Source organism: Microbacterium croceum (assembly GCF_023091245.1).
Lineage (GTDB): Bacteria > Actinomycetota > Actinomycetes > Actinomycetales > Microbacteriaceae > Microbacterium > Microbacterium croceum.
The window spans coordinates 338,231-357,463 of the sequence record NZ_JAHWXN010000001.1; the positions used below are offsets into that span (position 1 = coordinate 338,231).

Consider the following 19,233-nt stretch of genomic DNA (forward strand, 5'->3'; position numbering starts at 1 on the left):
GACCGGGATCACTCCGCGGGCGGGGGGACGCAGGTGAGGGCTGCTGCGCCGATCGCCTCGTGGTACTGCTCCGCGGTGAACGGCAGACCGAACTCGGGCGCCGTCTGGCCCTCGGCGGCGGGGGCCTTCGACGCGATCGCCGCGAGCTCCCAGGAGAGGTAGGCGGCGATGTTGCCGGCAGCGGTGGAGTCGTTGAGGACCACGGCCACCGTGAAGCCGGTCGTCGGGTCGGAGTAGGCGGCTGTGGCGTATCCGGGTGTCCACCCGTGCTGCCCGACGAGGGAGCCGACGAGGTAGGCACCTCCCGTGGCCTGGTACCACGATGGCGCGGAAGCGCTGACCGGGAGCGGGGAACCGAAGCGGTCCGGCTCCTCCTTGGTACGCAGTACCTGCTTCGCCTCCGCCTGGATGTACCGGCCGAGGTCGGTGATGGTCGAGACGGCGCCCGAATCCGTGAAGCCGCTGCTGGCGGACAGCGTGGTGATGTCTACGGGCGCTGCACAGGTGTAGCCACCCTCGACCGCGGGAAGATAGTGCCCGTTCAGCACGGCTCCGGTCGACGGCGGAGCCGCAGCGTCGCCCGGCAGCGATGTGTCGGCCAGCCCCAGGGGCTGCGTGACGTATTCCGCGATCAGCTCTGACGCCGACATCCCCGAGGCGCGCTCCAGCGCGAGGCCCAGGAGCAGGTATCCGGCGTCGGAATCGCGGTAGGTGGTGTGCGGCGCGATCCGCTCCCGCCCCAGGCCGTACCCGGCCAGTTCGAGCGGGGACCAGATCCGGCCCGGCGTGTTCATCCACGCAGACTTCACGGTCGCCTCGGACGAGCCGGCGCCGCTGGTGCCGTTGCAGAGGTCGAGGAGGGTGATGTCCTTCATGTCTGCCACGCCGGAGACGTACTCGGGGACGGGAGCGTCGAGCTCGACGGTGCCCTCATCGGCCAGCGCGTAGAGCACGTCGCAGGTCATCAGGCGCGTCACATCCGCGATCCGGAAGGACATGTCGGTGTCGACGGGAGCGCCGTCCTTCTCGGTCGTGCCGACACCGGTCACCCAGGATCCGGCCCAGGGCACCCAGACGCCGACGACCGCGCCGGTGGCACCGGATGCGACCAGAGCGTTGTCGACGGCCTCTTGCATCGCGGCGACCGTGTCGTCGGGGAGCGCCCCGTCGACCTGAGCGGGCGGCGTGTACGTGAAGGTGTCCTCCGCAGTACAACCGGTGAGGACGAGACCGAGCACGACCGCACTGGCCGCGGCGGCGCGCCACCGGCGCGACGAGAGAAGCTGCATGGAAGGAAACCCCCGAGATGATGTCTCCCGAGTCTAGAACGCGGATGCTGAAAGACCACCCCGCGCGACGCGGCATAGGGTGTGAATGTGCCCCACACCTTCGATGCCGACGTGATCGCCGCCGTGCTGCGTCACATGAACGGCGACCACACCGACGACAACCTCCTCATCGCCCGGGCGTTCTCCCCGGTCGACGGCGACGCGATCACGGCATCGGTGATGACCGGCTTCGATGGTGACGGCGGGGCGTGGGACGTCACCCGCCATGGCGTCACGACCGAGCTGAGAGTGGCGTGGCCCGGCGGCCCCATCACCGACCGCCCCGCGGTGCGCCGCGAAGTCGTCGCGATCTACGACGCCGCGTGCGAGCGCCTGGGCATCGAGCCGCGCCCGCACGACTGATCCCCAGGATACGCATCGGAGATTCATGCGCCTCCGGGTTTCGTGACGACTTAGGTAACCCTTACACTGAGGTCATGTCCGAGATCCTGTCCTTCTCCGCCGCCCTCCGGGAGCGCTCCTCCGGGTCGCACTCGCGCAGCGAGACCGCCGGCTTCATGTCCGACCTTCTCAAGGGAGAGGGCTCTCGCGAGGACTACATCGCCCTCGTCGCGCAGCACTACTTCATCTACGACGCGCTCGAAGGTGCCGGCGAGCGCCTGCGTCACGACCCGGTGGTCTCCGTGTTCCTCAGCGACAAGCTCACGCGCCTTCCCGCGCTCGAGGCCGACCTGGAGTTCCTGCTGGGTGCCGACTGGCGCGAGCAGATCGTCGCCCTGCCGACGACCCAGCGCTACGTGGAGCGCATCCGTCAGGTCGGCGCGACCTGGCCAGGCGGATTCGTCGCGCACCACTACACGCGCTACCTCGGCGACCTGTCCGGCGGTATCTTCATCGGCCGCGTGATGGCGCGTCGCTTCGGCTTCGAGACGAACGGGATCGGTTTCTACCTGTTCGACGACATCGCCGACCCCGCCGCGTTCAAGGACGTCTACCGCGAGCAGCTCGACTCCGCCCCGTGGGACGACGCCGAGCGCGAGCGCGTGATCGACGAGGTCCTGCTCGCCTACCGCTTCAACACCGAGCTGTTCGAGGACCTCGACCGGGCACGCGCCGCCGCCTGAGCTGTCGACCCCTGGGGGCCTTTCGACAGGCTCAGGGACCCGACCGCGTGGGGTCGCTGCGTCAGCTCTTCGGGATCTCCGGAGTAGATGCCGCCAGCCAGGAATCGCGCATGAACCGACGCACATCCTCGTCGACACGGATGTCCCGGGGCCGCAGCGCGCGTGACAGGTACAGCCCTTCCAGCGAGGTCAGCCGGCTCAACGCGACATAGGTCTGACCCGGCGCGAAGGCCCCCGACCCGAGGTCGATGATCGCGCGCTCGTACGTCTTGCCCTGCGACTTGTGGATCGTCACGGCCCACGCCAACCGCAACGGGAACTGCGTGAACTCGGCGACCACGTCACGACTGAGCTTCTTGGTGTTCTGGTCGTACGCGTAGCGGAATCGCTCCCAGACAGCCGGTTCGACGTCGACCTCCTCGCCGTCGATGTCCACGCGCACAGAGCTGCCGAGGATGCGCACCACCGTGCCGATCGTGCCGTTCACCCAGCGCGGGGGCTCGCCCGTCATCGCGGTGTCGTTGCGAAGGAACATCACCTGCGCCCCGACCTTGAGCTTGAGCTCCGCCTCGGCGGGCAGCGAGGCCTCGCCACGGCCGAAGTCGCCGCTCACCTCGGCGCGCGCCGTCTGCTCCTTGCCTGCGAGCGCGGCGAGGTGACGGCTGTTGATGCCGTTGACGATGTCGTTGCGCGTGGCCAGGGTGATCATCGGCACCTCGCCCGGTTCCGGCTCCGGAGGCTTTCGCGCCCCCTGGGCGTTGAGCACTCCGGCGATCTCGGCCGTGACCCGCCCGTAGCGCACGGCATTGAGCATGGCCTTGAAGCCGTCATCCGATTGGCGGTGGATCTGCACCAGCTCTCGCACGTGCAGCTTCGCCCTGGTGTCGACCTCGAAGAGCCCCTGCTGGTCGGACGAGCCCGTCCCCCCGGAGCCGCCCGCCCACACCTTCGCGTCGAAGAACCAGAACGAGCGGTAGTGGTCCTGCACATAGCGCGCTTCGTCGCCGCGCGGAGGCACGGGCGCCAGCTGATACGGGTCGCCGAACATCACGACCTGCACCCCGCCGAACGGTTCTCCCCGCCGGCCCCGCGCCTGGCGGAGCGACCGGTCGATCGCATCCATGAGATCGGCGTTGACCATCGAGATCTCGTCGATGACCAGGGTCTCGATGGCGTTCAGGATGCGGCGGGTGGCGTCGTTCTGATCGATGTCGCCATCACCGATCAGGCCGATCGGCAGACGGAACAGCGAGTGGATCGTCTGTCCTTCGACATTGAGCGCTGCGACCCCGGTGGGTGCGCAGATCGCGATCTGCTTCTTGGTGTTCCACGCGAAGTACTGCAGCAGGGTCGACTTTCCCGTGCCGGCACGTCCGGTGATGAACACGTGCTCGCTGGTGTCCTCGATGAGACGGAACAGCTCGTGCTGCTCGTCGGACAGGGCGGGATGGGACACGGATCTCTCACGGGGAAGCGGATGGATGCAGAGGCTCCCCCATGCTACGGCCAGGTTCCAGCCGGCACCTCGTGGCGCTCGGCATCGTCTCAGGACGCACTCCTAGACTGGCGCCATGAACCAGGTGGAGACGACGGCGCCTCGGCGCGCCCGTCTCGCCGTCGATCTCGCGATGCTGACGGTCGTCGGACTGCTCCTGGTCGCGGCCATCGGCGCCGGCGCCTCCACGCTGTACCAGCAGTTCTATGGCCCGTCCGCGTTCGTCACCCGCTACCTCGACCTGCTCTCCGCGGGGCGGGCGGCCGACGCGCTGCGCATCCCCGGAGTCGCCGTCGACCGGGAGACCCTCGCTCAGGCGGGCGTCGCCCCTGGAGCCTCCGAGGCGATGCTCCGCCATGCCGCGCTGGCACCGCTGACCGACGTGCATATCGATGCCGAGGAACCTGTCGACGGCGGGACCGCCGTGACCGTCAGCTACCAGGCCGGCGGCCACGAGGGCACCACCACCTTCCTCGTCGCCCAGGACGGCTGGGTCGGCGTCACCCCCAACTGGCGATTCACGACCAGTCCGCTCGCCGTTGTCGATCTCACCCTCCGTGGTGCCGACCAGTTCGCCGTCAACGGGTTCGAGGTGGACCGCCGGCAGATCTCGACGGACGGCGCCGAGGCCGGCGCTCTCGATCCGCTCTCCCTCCTCGTGTTCACACCGGGCCTCTACTCGGTGACGGTCGACACCGCGATCGCCGAGGCGACCGGCATCGGCGTGCTCGCCGACACCCCTCTCGCCATCACTCCCCTCGACGTGCAGACGACCCCGACGAAGGAGTTCGTCGAGGTCGTGCAGGAGCGTGTCGAGGAGTTCCTCACACAGTGCACGTCGCAGGAGGTCCTTCAACCCACGGCCTGCCCGTTCGGACTTCAGGTCAGCAACCGCATCGCCTCCCTGCCGAAGTGGTCGATCGCTCAGCAGCCCCGAGTGACCGTGGCTCCGGATGGCGGGCACTGGCAGATTCCCCCTGCGGACGCCGTGGCGCACGTCGAGGTCGAGATCCAGTCGCTGTTCGATGGCTCGATCGAGCCCGTCTCGGAAGACGTCCCCTTCCAGGTCAACGGATCCATCGTGATCCTGCCCAACGGCTCGGCGTCGATCCGCGTCGGCTCACCCGGCGAGCCCGAAGGGGACTGACCTCCGCGCCCGCCGTCAGGCGCGCTCGCCCTGACGACGGTCGCGTTCGGCGAGCGCCGCGAGCTTCGCGTTGTACTCCTCGAGCTCGGCGTCGCCCGTGCGATCGGCATGCCGGTCGCCGCGGCGCTGCACCTTGGTGTCGTCACGGCTCCACTGGATCGCGACGGTGATCGCGAGGATCAGCGTCGGGATCTCGCCGATCGACCAGGCGACGCCGCCGCCGATGTACTGATCGTCGATCGGCTCGGGGCCCCAGGTGCGCCCCATGGAGCCGAACCAGTCGGCGACCATCAGCCCCTCCTGCATCATGATCGCCATGCCGAAGAAGGCGTGCATCGCCATCACCGCGATCAGGGTGATCAGGCGGCCGGCGTAGGGCAGGCGGTAGGGCACGGGGTCCGCGCCGATCAGGCTCAACACGAAGAGGTAGCCCGAGATCAGGAAGTGCGCGACCATCCACTCGTGACCGAGGTGCTCGTACATCGACCAGCGCACGAGGTCGGTGAAGTAGAAGGCCCACAGCGACAGGATGAAGATCCCCGCCGCGACGAACGGATGCGTGACCACGCGGGAGAACGGGGAGTGCACCGCCCACATGATCCACTCGCGGCCACCACGGGTGTCGTCGTCGCGCTTGTGGATGGCACGCAGGGCGAGCGTGACCGGCGCCCCGCTCACGAGCAGCAGCGGGATCGCCATCGACAGCATCATGTGCCCGAGCATGTGCACGCTGAACAGGTACTCCTGATACGCGTTGATCGGGCCTCCGGTGACCCAGACCAGCATCAGCATGCCCAGCACCCAGAAGATGGTGCGATAGATCGGCCAGCGGTCGCCGCGACGATGCAGGCGGATGACGCCGGCGAGGTAGAAGAACAGCCCGAACCCGGCAGCGACCAGCCACAGGATGTCGAGGTCCCATGCCGTGAACCAGCGGTCGATGGTGAACTCCGGCGGCAGCGCGCTGCGGGTCAGCACCTCGGCGGGTGTCTGAGCGAACGCCACCTCACCGGTCGGCGGAGGGGTGCGCGCGAGCGCGGCCGCGGCGCCCGACGCCAGGCCCATGAGCGCGACCTCGCACAGCACCAGCATCCAGAACCAACGGGAGGCGCGTTCCCCTGCCAGCTTCGGGATCAGCCGCGTACGGTACCAGGCGCCCAGCAGGCCCATGCCGCCCAGCAGCACGACCTTCGCGATCAGGATGGTGCCGTACGGCGTCCACAGGGCACTCCAGTCGCCGAGCGCGACGACCGAGCGCGCGACGCCCGAGACGGCGACCACGATGAACGCGACGATCGCGAGCGTGGAGTACCGGGCCACGAGGCGCGGAAGGTCGACGTCCGGGCGACCGCGGAGCACCACGAGCAGCAGCAGTCCGCCGAGCCAGACCGCAGCGCCGATGGTGTGCAGCAGGATCGAGTTGACCGCGACGTTGTGACCGGCGAGATCGCCCGCGTGGCCCTGCGTGGCCAGGGGCAGGAACGAGGCGGCCGCGAGGATCGCGGTGAGCAGAGTCGTGGTCCAGCTGCGCCACGCGAAGGCGAGCACCGTGATGACCGCGCCGAACACGGTCGTGATGAGCCACGACTGGCCCAGCGGCAGCGTGAGCAGGAAGCGGCCGAGCTGCGCACCGAACTCCCGCTCGAGGCTGAGCTTCGGTGCGAATGCGACCATGAAGGCGAGGAAGCCGGCGAGACCCGCGGCGACGGTGAAGACCGCGGCTCCGATGGAGGCGACGTTGAGGGCGCTGTCGAACGACTTGTCACCGCTGCGCAGCGCGAACAGCGCGAGCACCAGGGAGCCGAGCATCGCGGCGCCGGCCATGTTCATGATCAGCTTCGCGATCGGTGTGCCCCAGAGCACGAACGGGCCCGGATCCTGCAGCAGCGGCGTCTTGGCCCCACCGCCGATGAGGAGGGCGATGACCACGGCCACGAGCGCAGCGGCGATCAGGATCGCCACGCCGGCGACGCGATACGCCGAACTCCGGCTGGTCGTAGCGGCGCGGGAACTCACCCCTCCAGCCTAAGCCGCGGATCCACGGCGTCCGACCTGCCCGGCGGTATCCGTCCGGACATGCACGAAGGCCGCCGCCCACACGGGCGACGGCCTTCGACGAGGTGCGGTCGAATTACTTGACGGCAGCCTTCAGCTTGGAGCCAGCGGTGACCTTGACGCGCTTGCCGGCCGGGATCTTGATCTCGGCGCCGGTCTGCGGGTTGCGACCGGTGCGGGCAGCGGTGTCGACCTGCTCGAACGAGATCCAGCCCGGGATCGAGACCTTGCTGCCCTTGGCAACAGCGTCGGAGACCGTGGCGAACAGCGAGTCGAGGACACCGGAGACGGTGGCCTGGCTCTGGCCCGTGGCGCTTGCGATGCTCGCGACGAGCTCGGTCTTGGTGATGGACTTGTCAGCCATGTCATCCTCCAGCGACGAGATCCCGTCGCATCGTTGTAGGTGTCGGAGCGGATGCTCCTGGTCGAGTGACCGCCTTGAATGTACCAACCACCACCCTCATTCCCGCGTCATTTCGCGGGTTTTGGCAATATCCAGGGCGTGTCGCGCCACTTTTGTCACTCTGTTCACAGGTTCGAGGCCCTCAGAGCGGCCGATGAGCGTCGCCGGGGGCGACCAATGTGCGCGCGAGGACACCCGGTCAGGCGAGGTGCTTGCCCTGGGCAACCGCCTCCATGATCACGGCCTGTACCTCATGCCAGCGCTCCATGACCTGCTCATAGCTGAACCGTAGGGGATGGTAGCCGCGAAGAACCAGCTGTGCGTCATGGGCGATGTCACGAGTACGTTGCGCACCGGTGTGCGTCGCACCATCGATCTGGACGACGAGCCGCTCTCCGATCAGCAGGTCGACCCGCCGGTCGAGGATCCACGCCTGCGGCAGCATCCGCAGTCCCATCCAGCGCAGGCGGGAGATGAAGATCGTCTCCCGCCCGGAGTCGGCGAACGGCCGCGCCCTCATCAGGAGTTCGCGAGCCGGTGGCGGCAGATCCACACCGCGCAGCCGCGCCGCGTCGATGAGCCCCTTGTTCATCGCCGACTCCCAGATCACCAGCGCCGACTCGAACGGCTGGCATTGTGCGATCACGGAGAGCGTGTTCACCAGCTCATCGACCGTCGCATCCGGCGGACGCGGCACGATGGGCTTGGCCCAATGGACGACGACCTGCGACGGCACCGAGATTCTCGCGGCATGCGGCGAGGCGGCGACGTGCAGCGGCGACTTCTCCGGCACCCACAGTCCCTGCCTCCTCGCCGCCGTGACGCAGCTGAGGATCACCCCGTGCGCCACTGCTCCGACCACCTCCGGGTCGGCGTCCGGCAGTGCAACCCACCCCTGGCGCACCGTGCGGAGTTCACCCCGCTCCTTCGAGCGACGAAGAGCGTACGCGCTCACTCCGGCCGCTCGAAGGGCGCTCACGCGCGTGACTCCGCCACGATGCTGCAGTTCTCCGACGGGGTCCATCGAACGATGATGGCGCGCCGGCGAGGCTCGACAGCGCCTCGGTACGGTCACTGTGCAGAGCTCCTCTCCTCGCTCCGATGTGCAGAGGAAGTGCCATCCGCCCCCCCCCCCCCCCCCCCCCCCCCCCCGCACGGCATGACGGAGAACGCGCGACATGAAGGAGCGAATCCCCGGATGCGTCCTGCATCCCCAGAGATCTCCTTCGCGCCGTGCGGCCAACCGCCACACCCCAGGCACGCAAAAAGGGCGAGGATCCGAAGATCCTCGCCCCTCTCGTCTGCTGAGACTTACCAGCTGGACTTGGTCACGCCGGGCAGCTCGCCGCGGTGTGCCATGTCACGGAAGCGGACACGCGAGATGCCGAACTTTGTGAGGACACCGCGGGGGCGGCCGTCGATGACGTCGCGCGAACGCACGCGAGCCGGCGACGCGTTGCGCGGCAGCTTCTGCAGGCCGACGCGTGCGGCCTCGCGGGCCTCGTCGGTGGCGTTCGGGTCGACCAGGGTCTTCTTCAGCTCTGCGCGACGCTCTGCGTAACGCTCGACGATGACCTTGCGCTGCTCGTTGCGAGCGATCTTGCTCTTCTTAGCCATTGATCAACGCTCCTCTCGGAATTCGACGTGCTGACGGATGACCGGGTCGTACTTCTTGAGCACGAGGCGGTCGGGGGTGTTGCGGCGGTTCTTCTTGGTCACGTACGTGTATCCCGTACCTGCCGTGGAACGCAGCTTGATGATCGGACGTACGTCCTGAGCCTTCTTGGCCATTAGAGCTTCACACCCTTCGCCTGGAGGTCCTTGACCACGTTCTCGATGCCGCGGACGTCGATCACCTTGATGCCCTTGGCGGACACGTTGAGCGTGATCTTACGACCGAGCGACGGAACGAAATAGGTCTTCTTCTGCACGTTCGGGTCGAAGCGGCGCTTCGTCCGGCGGTGCGAGTGCGAGACGTTGTGACCGAAGCCGGGAACAGCTCCTGTCACCTGGCACACTGCTGCCATGATTACTCCTTCATTACCGTGAGACCGGACGGCCTCACCCAAGATCCCTTGTCTGCGCGCGACCCTCCACCCGCCGATTCCTCGGCCGCAGAAGGGGGGAGCACACGAACTGCGCACAGGAGTGTGCGCAGACAAGGAGTCAGCTTAGCACGGATGCCGGGCCGGGCGCGTCGCCCGCCGAGAGGGACGCCGCCGCCTCCGCCGCACCCCGCCCCCACCGGAACGGCGAGACCGTGCGGTCGCCGGGAATCCAGAAGCGCCAGGGGAAGGCATCCGTCCCGGCGATGCCCGCGACACCCACCCGAGGGCCGGTCGCCACCTCCGCCACGGGGTCGCCCAGCCAGAGCTCGGCGCGCGCTCCGCGCAACTCCTCCCCCGTGACCGCATCGATGCCGTCGTGGAGCGGATGCCGCAGCCCCACCGCCTGCCCCAGACGACCAGGTCCGCGGGCGAGGTCGCGGCGCGCGGTCGGCCCGAGGGGCAGCGTGCCTCCGCGGCGCCGAGCCGCAGCATCCTCGCCGAAGACCACCTCGCCCGCCCGCAGCAGCACGCCGTCACCCTGCCCCTCGGGCCCGCACACCACGTTGACGCAGGAGTGGATGCCGTGGCTGAGGTACACGTACAGATGCCCCGGCTCTCCCCACATCGTGGCGTTGCGGCTCGTGCGCCCCATGCGCGCATGCGAGCCGGGGTCGGCGCGCTCGCCCGTTCCCTGGCCGTGGTACGCCTCGACCTCGGTGATCCGCAGCCGCACCTCGAGCGCTCCGCCGCTCTGCGCGTCGACGACCGTGCGCAGCTCGGCGCCCAACAACCGCGGGGCGACCTCGACCGCGGATCCGCGCAGCTCCGTGCGGGCCGCTCGGCGCAGTGCACCGTCCGACGCGGCCATGTCAGAACCGCGGAGCCGTCTGGCACCACGACAGGTCGAAGCCCGTCAGCGCGACGATCTCCTTGCCGGTGCGCAGGTCGAGCAGATGCGTCTCCATGTTCTGCGGGAGCGGCAGCAGCATCTCGTCGTAGGGGTTGTTCGCCAGATCCGGCGCGATCACGACCGCCGCGTACTGGCCGCTCGGCGACGCGCACGCCTGCAGGATCGAGTCGGTGGCTGCGACCTCGACGAGCGGTTCCGCCGCACCGTCGTCACCGACCCGGATGATCGCCTGACCGGTCGGGATGCCGTTCTCGTTGCGGGCGACGACGTGCCGCAGCGTGCCGCCGGGGAACGGCGTGATGGTGGTCGCCGTGCCGTAGTCGGGATCGGATGCCGCGAGCGGCACCTCCGACCCGTCGGTGAGGTTGAGCTCGACGACGGTGCCATCCAACCGCTCGACGATCGCGGTGTAGGTGCCGCGCGAGACGCCCTGGATGTTGGCCGCCAGCCCGAGGGACTGCACTCCGGCGTCGCTCGAACGGTCCACGAGCGACAGTGCGCCGTCGAAATCGAGGAACAGCACGGCGGCGCTGTCGGGCACGAACTGCCAGGCGAAGACGCTGGCCTCCTTGTCGGCGACCTCGATGACCTGCGGCTTGTCGTCGCCCTTGAGCGACTGCGTGACCAGCACACTCGCGCGGCCCTCGGTGTCGCTGAGTTGTCGGTCGGAGTAACTGTAGCCGACGAGCCCGCCGCGTTCGGAGACCTGGACTGCCCTCACATAACCGACTCCGGGCAGCTCGAGCTCACGCGGATCGGAGCCGTCGCGGTTCATCACCAACAGCTTCGATCCCTCGTCCTCTTCGACCGCGACCACGAGCTGGGTGGAGGTGGCCCGGAAGTCGTTGATCTTGTCGGCGGAGAAGACCACGCTCCCGTCACCGGTGAGGTCGGTGCGGAAGATCTTGTCCTCGCCGTCGACGTCACGGCGCAGCAGGAAGAAGCTCGACGGCGGCGTCGTGACGGTGGTGGTCAGGTCCGTCTTCGGCCCGCCTCCGGCGCCGACGACGTCGGACACCCGGATCGTGTACTCGGTGTCGTCGTCGAGCGGCACGGTGAAGCGGATGCCGATGCTGCGCCCTGAGGCGTCGACCGTGAACGGAGCCGCCGGCTCGACCGTGACCTGCGCGGGATCGATCGCGGCGAGCGACTGGTTGGCGGTGAGGATGACCCGGCTGCCGGACGACTCGATCGCCTGGGCGGCATCGGACTGCACGTTCGTCACGCGCGGCCCCTGCATCAGGCTGACGATCCCGAACCCGGTGCCGACGAGGACCAGCACGCCGAGCACGGCGGCCAGCGTGAGCACGAAGCGGCGCGACGACGACGTGCGCGTCGGCGCGGCAGTGCGGGATTCCCGCACGGAAGCGGATGTGTCGTCGGACCCGGATCCCTCAGCAGCCCCGGTCTCGTCCTCCGCCGCCGGAGTCTGCGATCCCTCCGGCTCCGCCCCTGGAGTCTCCGGCTGGACGCCGACGATCACGGGCTCGGTGGCGAGGGGGATGGCGGGAAGGGCGGTCGACTCGACATCATCGCGCGCGGCAGCCTCGAAGGCGGCCATCTTCCGTGCAGCGGCCTCCTGCTCCGCGATCTCGCGGTCGCCCGCCCGGCGCACAGCCTCTTCGCGCGCCGCCGCGTCACGAGCAGCCGCGTCATCCGCACTGTCATCCGGCCGAGCGGCATCCGGCGCGGCCTGCTCCGTGTGCGCGACCGCGCGACTGATCCGCTCGGCCTCCGCTGCCTCCGCCGCTTCGCGGGCTGCCCGCATCTCGGCGCGCGTCCGCGGGACGGCGGGCACCTCGGGGCGCTCGTCGTCAGTACTCATACGGGTCTCCCGGCTCGTCGATCGCGACGACGTCGCTCGGCTCGATGTGCAGGGCGCCGTCGGCATCCGCGCGCACGGTTCCGGTGATCTCGACCCACTGGCCGGTCTTGTACTCGCCGGGGTCGACCTCGACCGGGAGCGTGGCGGTCTGCGCGTCGATCACGCAGTGCGTGATGACCAGGCGCGTCAGATTCACGCCATCCGACCCCGAGCCGGGCGTCACGAAGCCGGTGAGCGTGACATCGGCGCCGTCGTAGGCCGCGGTGTTGGTCGCGGTGGCGAACACGCTGGCCCAGTCGCCGATGCCGAAGGTCGTGGTGTCGGCGACGCCGAGCGAGACCGTGTCGGCGCCGGCGAACAGCGCGGTCGATTCCCCCGCGCGCGACATCGCCAGCTCCACCGACAGTGATGCAGGGGGCAGCACGAGAGCCGCGGCGACGACGCCCGTGGCGACGACCCCGCCGGCCACCGCGCCGACCGTCGCGAGAGTGCGTCGTCTCGACGCGGCAGGGGCCTTGTCGCTCTCGGCGTCCGCGGCAACCCCGTGGTCATGACCGTGATCGCCCTCCGCCCCGATGGGCAGCGTGCACGACCAGATCGCGCCCGCAAGGGTCACGACGGCGGCGGCGCAGGCGAACCAGATCGACTCGGGGCTGATGTAGAGCGTGAGCCGACCGGTGACCGCGAGACCGAGGGTGACGACCGCGACGACCGAGGCCAGACCGACGCCCAGCCACCGGGTACCGAGCGCACGAGCGCGCGAGGGAGCCTGCTCAGACAAGGACGTTCACCCCGATCCCGATCACGAAGGCCGCGGTGAGCACGATGCCCACGATGCCGGCGAGGGTCCGGGCCGTGAAGGTGGTGCGCAGGAGCGCGAGCATCTTGATGTCGACCAGCGGCCCGACCAGCAGGAAGGCCACCAGCGCCCCCGAAGAGAACGTCGAGGCGAACGACAGCGCGAAGAAGGCGTCCACGTTCGAGCAGATGGCGACCGTCATCGCGAGCACCATCATGGTGACGATCGAGAGCACGGGGTTCGAGCCGATCGCCAGCAGCATGTCGCGCGGGATGAGCACCTGCACGGCTCCGGCGAGCGCGGAGCCGATCACCAGCGCCGGCATCACGGCCCGCAGCTCGACGAGGAACTGCGTCAGGCTGCGCTTCACGGGGGTGCCGTGCTCGTGCGTGACGCGGTCGCATGTCTCGACGAAGCGCTGGGTGAGCAGCGCATCGGGCGCGGGGTGACGGCTGTAGATCCAGCCGATGAGGTTCGCGATGAGGTAGCCGCCGACCAGGCGCGCGACCAGGATGCCGCCGTCCCACCCGAACGCCGCGTGCGTGGTGAGGATCACGATCGGGTTCACGATCGGCGCCGCGATCAGGAACGTGAGCGCCTCGGCCGGGGCGAGTCCGCGCATCATGAGGCCGCGGGCGAACGGCACGTTTCCGCACTCGCACACCGGGATCAGCATGCCCAGCAGCGACAGCACGGCTCGTCGCGCCCAGGCCCGCTTCGGCAGCCAGCGCTGGATCGCATCCGGCGGCAGCCACACCTGCACGACGATCGACAGGATCACGCCCAGGATCACGAACGGCAGCGCCTCGATCAGCACGCTGAGCGCGAGGGTCAGACCGTCCTGCGCGCGCGTGGGGAGCGATGCGGGGAAGAGCGTGGGGAGGAACCGGTCGATCAGGAACAGCGCCGCGATGACGACGGCCCCGAGCGCGACGCCGATCCACGGCGAACGCGGGGAGGAGGGGCGATGAGAATGACCTGCACGCGACACCCCAGGCCGGGTCCCTGAGTCTGCCCGGAGGATCACGCCGACGCAGCCCTCTCGGCGTCACGCTTGTTGGCGCAGGGCGTGCACAGTCCGAAGATGTCGACCACGTGCGCGGCATCCGTGAATCCGTGCAGGGCCGCCGTGCGGTGGGCCCACTGCTCGACGTCCTTCGCCTCGATCTCGACCGTCAGACCGCACGAGCGGCAGATCAGATGATGGTGGTGGCCCTGCGTGGTGCAGGCGCGATACAGCGCCTCACCCTCAGGACTCTGCAGCGAATCGGCGTCACCGGCGGCCGCGAGTCCGGCCAGGGCGCGGTACACCGTCGCCAGTCCGATACCGGTGTTGTCATCGCGCAGCGCGGCGTGCAGACTCTGCGCGCTCACGAAACCGCGCGCGTCGGCGAGTGCTTCGCGCACGCGTTCGCGCTGCCAGGTGTTCCGCTGAGCCATACCGAGAGTCTATGCGGCGGGCATTGCCGAGGGCTGGGAACGGATGGGGCGACGGCGGGCCGCTCCGTGCGACGGATCACGGAGTTCATGACGAATCGCGGAACGGATGCCGCAGAAAGCCCCGTGATCCGTCCGAAGCTCCGCGATCCGTCGGGTCGAGGTCACGCCGGCACGCGCCGCACCCGTGCTCGCGACCGCTGCACGAGCCAGCACACCACGTAGATCGTGAACGACAGGGTCGTGATGTAGGGGCTGACGGGGAGGGTGCCGGCGAGGGCGAGCAGGATGCCGCCGACGGCCGAGACGAACCCGAAGAGCGCGGCCAGCAGCGGCACCGCGACCGGACCGGCGGTGACCCGCATGGCCGCGGCGGCCGGGGTCACCAGCAGCGCCATCACCAGCAGTGCGCCGATGATGTGCACGCTGACCGCGACGATGAGTCCGAGCAGCACCATGAACAGCAGGCTCACCGCGCGGGTCGGCACACCGCGCGCGGCGGCGGACTCCGGATCGAGCGAGTCGAACCGCAACGGGTTCCACATCACCAGCAGCCCGACCAGCACCACGCCGCTGATGCCGATCAGCCAGCCGAGATCCGGGCTCGACACCGAGACGATCTGGCCGGTGAGCAGGCTGAAGCGGTTCGCGCTGCGTCCGTCGTAGAGCGAGAGGAACAGGATGCCGAGGCCGAGGCCGAACGGCATGAGCACGCCCACGATCGAGTTGCGGTCGCGGGCCTTCGCCCCGAGCAGTCCGATCAGGATCGCGGCGACCAGGGCACCGCCGAGCGATCCGATCACCACGCTGCCCCCGAACAGGAGCGCGGCCGCGGCACCGGCGAACGACAGCTCGCTCACGCCGTGCACCGCGAACGCGAGGTCGCGCTGCATCACGAAGACGCCGATCAGTCCGCCGACGATACCGAGCACCGCGCCGGCGACGATCGAGTTCGCGAGCAGGGCGACGAGCTCGCCGTAGTCCTGGAAGGAGAAGACGTCGCTCCAGTCGACCATCGGCGCGATGCCGGCGAGGGCGTTCATGCGGCACCCCCATGGTCGTGGTCGTCGTCATGGAAGTGGTGGGGCTCGGCATCCGGCACGCCCACGACCACCAGGCGGTCGCCGGCGCGCAGCACGAAGACCGGGGTGCCGTACAGCTCGGTGAGCACCCGCGTCTGCAGCACCTCGTCGGGAGTGCCCAGCAGGAAGCGCCCGCCCGCGATGTAGAGGATGCGGTCGACGCGACCGAGGATCGGGTTGATGTCGTGCGTCACGAACAGCACCGCGGCTCCTCGCTCGCGGCGCTGGCGGTCGATGATGTCGGTCACTCCGACCTGGTTGGCGAGGTCGAGGTTCGACAGGGGTTCATCGCACAGCAGCAGCGAGGGCTCATCGGCGAGGGCCTGTCCGACCCGCAGCCGCTGCTGCTCGCCGCCGGACAGCATCCCGACCCGGCGATCGGCATAGTGCGCGGCGCCGACGGCCTCGAGCAGCCGATCGACCTTGGCGCGGTCGCCGCGGTGCGGGATCGGGAAGCCGAAGCGGCTGCCCTGCACGCCGAGAGCCACCAGGTCGCGCGCGCGCATGCTGGTGTCGGGGGCGAGGGAGCGCTGCTGCGGGATGTACCCGATGCGCGCGTTGCCCCGGTGCACAGGCTCGCCGGCGACGCGGATCGTGCCGGACGACAGCGGCTGCAGGCCCAGGATGCTGCGCAGCAGCGTGGTCTTGCCGGAGCCGGACGGCCCGAGCACGGCGATGAACTCGCCGGGCTGCACCGTGAGGTCGAGCCCCGACCAGAGCTCGCGGTCGCCCCGGTGCAGCGACGCGTTCGCGATCTCGAGCACGGGGCTCGCCGTGGATCCTTCGCCGCGACCCTCGCTGGGTCCCTGAGCGTGTCGAAGGGCCCCGCTCACGACTGGATCGCGGCGGCGAGGCTCTGGATCGCGTCACTCATCCACTCAGAGTACGACGATCCGTCCTCGAGCAGCTCCGTGAAGGCGACGACGGGGATGCCGGCATCCTTCGCGGCGGCCTCGACGCGCTCGGTCTCGGAGCCGCCGGTCTGGGCGTTGGTGAGCAGCGCGCCGACCTTTCCGCTGTCGATCACGTTGAGCGCCTCGAGCAGCACGGCGGGGGCGACATCCGTTCCTTCTTCGACCGACTCGGCGAAGCCCTCAGGGGTGACGTCCGTGAGGCCGGCCGCGGCGGCGAGGTAACCGGGAAGGGGCTCGGTGATGAAGACGTTCATGCCCTCGGCATCCGCCTGTAGACCGGCGAGGTCGGCCTCGAAGCCCTCCAGATCGGCGGTGAGCTTCGCGGCGTTGGCTTCGAAGTCGGCCTTGCCGTCTGGGTCGATCTCGGTCAGCTCCGCAGCGATCGCCTCGACGACGTGGATCATCGTGTGCGGATCGAACCAGACATGCTCGTTGAAGCCCTCGATGTGGTTGTGACCCTCGTGGCCTTCGGCACCTTCGGCATGATCATGGTCGTGCTCGGTTTCGTCGCCCTCCGCTTCGTGGCCCTCGTTGCCGGGGAAGTCGTGCGAGTACTCGACCGCGGTCACCAGGTGAGGGTCCTTCGCGTCTTCGAGCAAGGTGTCGATGAAGGCGTCGTAGCCGCCGCCGTTCTCGATCACGAGGTCGGCCTTCTGCACGGTGAGCCGGTCGCGTGCGGTGGCCTCGTACGAGTGCGGATCCTGGCTCGCCGAGGAGATGATCGACGTCACGTCGACCCGGTCTCCGCCGATCGTCGCGGCGATGTCGCCGTAGACGTTGGTGCTCGCGACCACCGTGATCGTGCCGTCATCGCCCTCTCCCGCAGCGGGAGTGGTGGAACATCCGGCCAGCGTCAGGGCGGCGACGGATGCGAGGGCGAGGGCGATCACGGACTTCTTCATGCCCTCACTCTAAACGCTAATGAGAACCATTATCAAATCCGTGCTGTGCTCTTTGTTCGGAGGCAGGAGATGATGCGGAGGTAGGCCGATCCCACCCAGATCGGCCTACGCCCGCTCCATCACCTACGCTCGCGCGAGCCAGACCGTGGCGTCGCCCGGCAGCGCAGAACCTTCGAGTGCGCTGCTGGAGAGCACCGCGTCGGCGGCATCCGCGCCGAGATCGAACGGCTCGGTCCCGAAGTTCGTCACGATCTGCCAGCCCTTCGGCCGCGCGAACCGCAGCACGTCCGCCCGCCCGGTCTCGATCCACTCCAGCTTCTCCTCCGCCTGCAGCAGGTGGCGGAGGCGCAGCGCCTCGCGATACAGCGACAGCGTCGACGAGGGGTCGGCCGCCTCGACGTCGACCGCGGCCGAGGCGAACCAGTCCGGCTGCGGCAGGTGGGCCTCGGCGTCACCGAATCCGAACGAGACGCCCTCCGCGGTCCAGGGCAGCGGCACGCGGCATCCGTCCCGCCCGAATCCGTCGAACTCCGCCTGGCGGAAGAACCCGGGGTCCTGGCGCTGCTCGGCGGTGATCTCGGCCACCTCATGGAGCCCGAGCTCCTCGCCCTGATACAGGTAGGCGCTGCCGGGGAGGCCGAAGAGCAGCAGCGAGGCCGCCCGCGCGCGACGCAGCCCCTGTTCACGGTCGAGCTCATCCGCCGGACCACCGGCGATGACCCACTCCGTCCCCTGCTTGACCGGGCGTCCGTTCAGCGGTGCGAGCCCGTAGCGCGTCGCGTGCCGGGTGACGTCGTGGTTCGACAGCACCCACGTGGTCGACGAGCCGGTGCGCGCCGACTGCTGCAGGTTGTCGTCGATGATGCTCCGGAACTGCGCGGCGTCGAAGTCGGCCACCAGCAGGTCGAAGTTGAACGCCTGCCCGAGACCCTCCGCCGAGGCGTAGCGGGCACGGCGCTCCGGCGTCTCGACCCACGCCTCCGCCACGGCGGTGCGCGGAGGATCGTAGGAGTTGAACACCTCACGCCACTCGGCATAGATCTCGTGCACGTCGTCGCGGTCGAGCAGCGGATGCGTGCCCGAGGTGCGGTCCATCGCGTCAAGCTCTGCGCGCGAAGGCAGCGGCTCGCTGAGGTCCTTGGTGAGCATGTGGGCCACGTCGATGCGGAACCCGTCGACGCCGCGGTCCGACCAGAAGCGCAGGGTCTTCAGGAAGTCCGCGCGCACCTCGGGGTGGTCCCAGTTCAGGTCCGGCTGCTCGACGGCGAAGTTGTGGAAGTACCACTGGCCGTCGTCGACGCGCTCCCAGGCGCTGCCGCCGAAGACCGAGACCCAGTCCGTGGGCGGCTCCGCGCCATCCGGCCCCGTCCCCTCGCGGAAGATGTACCGCTCCCGTGCGGCCGAGCCGCGTCCGGCGGCGAGCGCCTCCTGGAACCACTCGTGCAGGTCCGAGGTGTGGTTCGGCACGATGTCGACCACGACGTTGATGCCCTTCGCGTGCAACGCCGTCACCATCGCATCGAAGTCGTCGAGGGTGCCCAGTCGCGGATCCACGTTGCGGTAGTCGGCCACGTCGTACCCGCCGTCGGCGAGCGCCGAGGGGTAGAACGGGCTGAGCCAGACCGCATCGATCCCGAGCTCGGCGAGATAGTCGACGCGGGAGAGGATGCCGGGGATGTCGCCCAGTCCATCGCCGTTCGCATCGGCGAAGCTGCGGGGGTAGATCTGGTACACGGCGGCCTGACGCCACCATGCCGCCGTCTTCTCGTCTTCGCGGGACTCCGTGAGAAGCGCATCGGTCAT

Annotated in this window: 20 protein-coding genes; 3 read left to right on the top strand and 17 right to left on the bottom strand. The window is 69.2% G+C overall.

Annotated features, from left to right (window positions below):
• Positions 1-8: 8 nt before the first annotated feature.
• Entirely contained in the window at positions 9-1,289 is a 1,281-nt protein-coding gene (locus tag KZC51_RS01540) for a serine hydrolase domain-containing protein (protein ID WP_247628264.1), read from the bottom strand.
• Between the two features lie 87 nt (positions 1,290-1,376).
• On the opposite strand from KZC51_RS01540, the gene KZC51_RS01545 reads away from it, so the two are divergent.
• Positions 1,377-1,691 carry a DUF2470 domain-containing protein gene (locus KZC51_RS01545; RefSeq protein WP_247628265.1) on the top strand — a complete coding sequence of 105 codons (315 nt, stop codon included), beginning with the start codon at positions 1,377-1,379 and terminating at the stop codon, positions 1,689-1,691.
• A 74-nt stretch (positions 1,692-1,765) separates the two neighbouring features.
• The gene (locus KZC51_RS01550; RefSeq protein WP_247628266.1) at positions 1,766-2,413 is read left to right on the top strand and encodes a biliverdin-producing heme oxygenase; all 648 of its coding nucleotides are present in this window, start codon (positions 1,766-1,768) and stop codon (positions 2,411-2,413) included.
• A 61-nt stretch (positions 2,414-2,474) separates the two neighbouring features.
• Here KZC51_RS01550 and KZC51_RS01555 read toward each other — a convergent pair whose 3' ends face one another.
• On the bottom strand, positions 2,475-3,869 hold the full coding sequence (locus tag KZC51_RS01555; RefSeq protein WP_247628267.1) for an ATP-dependent DNA helicase: 1,395 nt from the start codon (positions 3,867-3,869) through the stop codon (positions 2,475-2,477).
• Positions 3,870-3,984: 115 nt separating this feature from the next.
• Here KZC51_RS01555 and KZC51_RS01560 point away from each other — a divergent pair, with 115 nt between their 5' ends.
• Positions 3,985-5,055 carry a hypothetical protein gene (locus tag KZC51_RS01560; RefSeq protein ID WP_247628268.1) on the top strand — a complete coding sequence of 357 codons (1,071 nt, stop codon included), beginning with the start codon at positions 3,985-3,987 and terminating at the stop codon, positions 5,053-5,055.
• 15 nt (positions 5,056-5,070) lie between these two features.
• Here KZC51_RS01560 and KZC51_RS01565 read toward each other — a convergent pair whose 3' ends face one another.
• The 15 genes from KZC51_RS01565 to KZC51_RS01635 form a co-directional block, all read right to left on the bottom strand.
• Positions 5,071-7,071, bottom strand: coding sequence for a bifunctional copper resistance protein CopD/cytochrome c oxidase assembly protein (locus KZC51_RS01565; protein ID WP_247628269.1), 2,001 nt, complete (start codon positions 7,069-7,071; stop codon positions 5,071-5,073).
• Between the two features lie 115 nt (positions 7,072-7,186).
• Positions 7,187-7,474, bottom strand: a complete 288-nt coding sequence (locus KZC51_RS01570; protein ID WP_017203554.1) for an HU family DNA-binding protein — start codon at positions 7,472-7,474, stop codon at positions 7,187-7,189.
• Positions 7,475-7,712: 238 nt separating this feature from the next.
• Complete coding sequence (locus KZC51_RS01575; RefSeq protein WP_247628270.1) at positions 7,713-8,537, bottom strand: endonuclease domain-containing protein; 825 nt, start codon at positions 8,535-8,537, stop codon at positions 7,713-7,715.
• Positions 8,538-8,824: 287 nt separating this feature from the next.
• Complete coding sequence (gene rpsN, locus KZC51_RS01580) at positions 8,825-9,130, bottom strand: 30S ribosomal protein S14 (protein ID WP_017829734.1); 306 nt, start codon at positions 9,128-9,130, stop codon at positions 8,825-8,827.
• Between the two features lie 3 nt (positions 9,131-9,133).
• Positions 9,134-9,304 (bottom strand): 50S ribosomal protein L33, encoded by a 171-nt coding sequence (rpmG, locus tag KZC51_RS01585; RefSeq protein ID WP_017203558.1) that lies wholly within the window; start codon positions 9,302-9,304, stop codon positions 9,134-9,136.
• Positions 9,304-9,540 (bottom strand): 50S ribosomal protein L28, encoded by a 237-nt coding sequence (gene rpmB, locus KZC51_RS01590; protein WP_017203559.1) that lies wholly within the window; start codon positions 9,538-9,540, stop codon positions 9,304-9,306. Before rpmB ends, rpmG begins: the two co-directional genes overlap by 1 nt.
• Positions 9,541-9,679: 139 nt before the next feature.
• Entirely contained in the window at positions 9,680-10,429 is a 750-nt protein-coding gene (locus KZC51_RS01595) for a DNA-3-methyladenine glycosylase (RefSeq protein WP_247628271.1), read from the bottom strand.
• Between the two features lies 1 nt (position 10,430).
• Positions 10,431-12,296: a hypothetical protein gene (locus KZC51_RS01600; protein WP_247628272.1), complete on the bottom strand. Its 1,866-nt coding sequence runs from the start codon at positions 12,294-12,296 to the stop codon at positions 10,431-10,433.
• Positions 12,286-13,077, bottom strand: a complete 792-nt coding sequence (locus KZC51_RS01605; RefSeq protein WP_247628273.1) for a TIGR03943 family putative permease subunit — start codon at positions 13,075-13,077, stop codon at positions 12,286-12,288. The genes KZC51_RS01600 and KZC51_RS01605 overlap by 11 nt, the downstream gene beginning before the upstream one ends.
• On the bottom strand, positions 13,070-14,086 hold the full coding sequence (locus tag KZC51_RS01610) for a permease (protein WP_247628274.1): 1,017 nt from the start codon (positions 14,084-14,086) through the stop codon (positions 13,070-13,072). Before KZC51_RS01610 ends, KZC51_RS01605 begins: the two co-directional genes overlap by 8 nt.
• A 32-nt stretch (positions 14,087-14,118) precedes the next feature.
• The gene (locus KZC51_RS01615; protein ID WP_247628275.1) at positions 14,119-14,535 is read right to left on the bottom strand and encodes a Fur family transcriptional regulator; all 417 of its coding nucleotides are present in this window, start codon (positions 14,533-14,535) and stop codon (positions 14,119-14,121) included.
• 161 nt (positions 14,536-14,696) lie between these two features.
• Positions 14,697-15,548, bottom strand: a complete 852-nt coding sequence (locus KZC51_RS01620; protein ID WP_247630566.1) for a metal ABC transporter permease — start codon at positions 15,546-15,548, stop codon at positions 14,697-14,699.
• A gap of 23 nt (positions 15,549-15,571) precedes the next feature.
• Positions 15,572-16,378 carry a metal ABC transporter ATP-binding protein gene (locus KZC51_RS01625; RefSeq protein ID WP_247628276.1) on the bottom strand — a complete coding sequence of 269 codons (807 nt, stop codon included), beginning with the start codon at positions 16,376-16,378 and terminating at the stop codon, positions 15,572-15,574.
• Positions 16,379-16,443: 65 nt separating this feature from the next.
• The gene (locus KZC51_RS01630; RefSeq protein ID WP_247628277.1) at positions 16,444-17,430 is read right to left on the bottom strand and encodes a metal ABC transporter solute-binding protein, Zn/Mn family; all 987 of its coding nucleotides are present in this window, start codon (positions 17,428-17,430) and stop codon (positions 16,444-16,446) included.
• A gap of 123 nt (positions 17,431-17,553) precedes the next feature.
• Positions 17,554-19,233: a glycoside hydrolase family 13 protein gene (locus tag KZC51_RS01635; RefSeq protein ID WP_247628278.1), complete on the bottom strand. Its 1,680-nt coding sequence runs from the start codon at positions 19,231-19,233 to the stop codon at positions 17,554-17,556.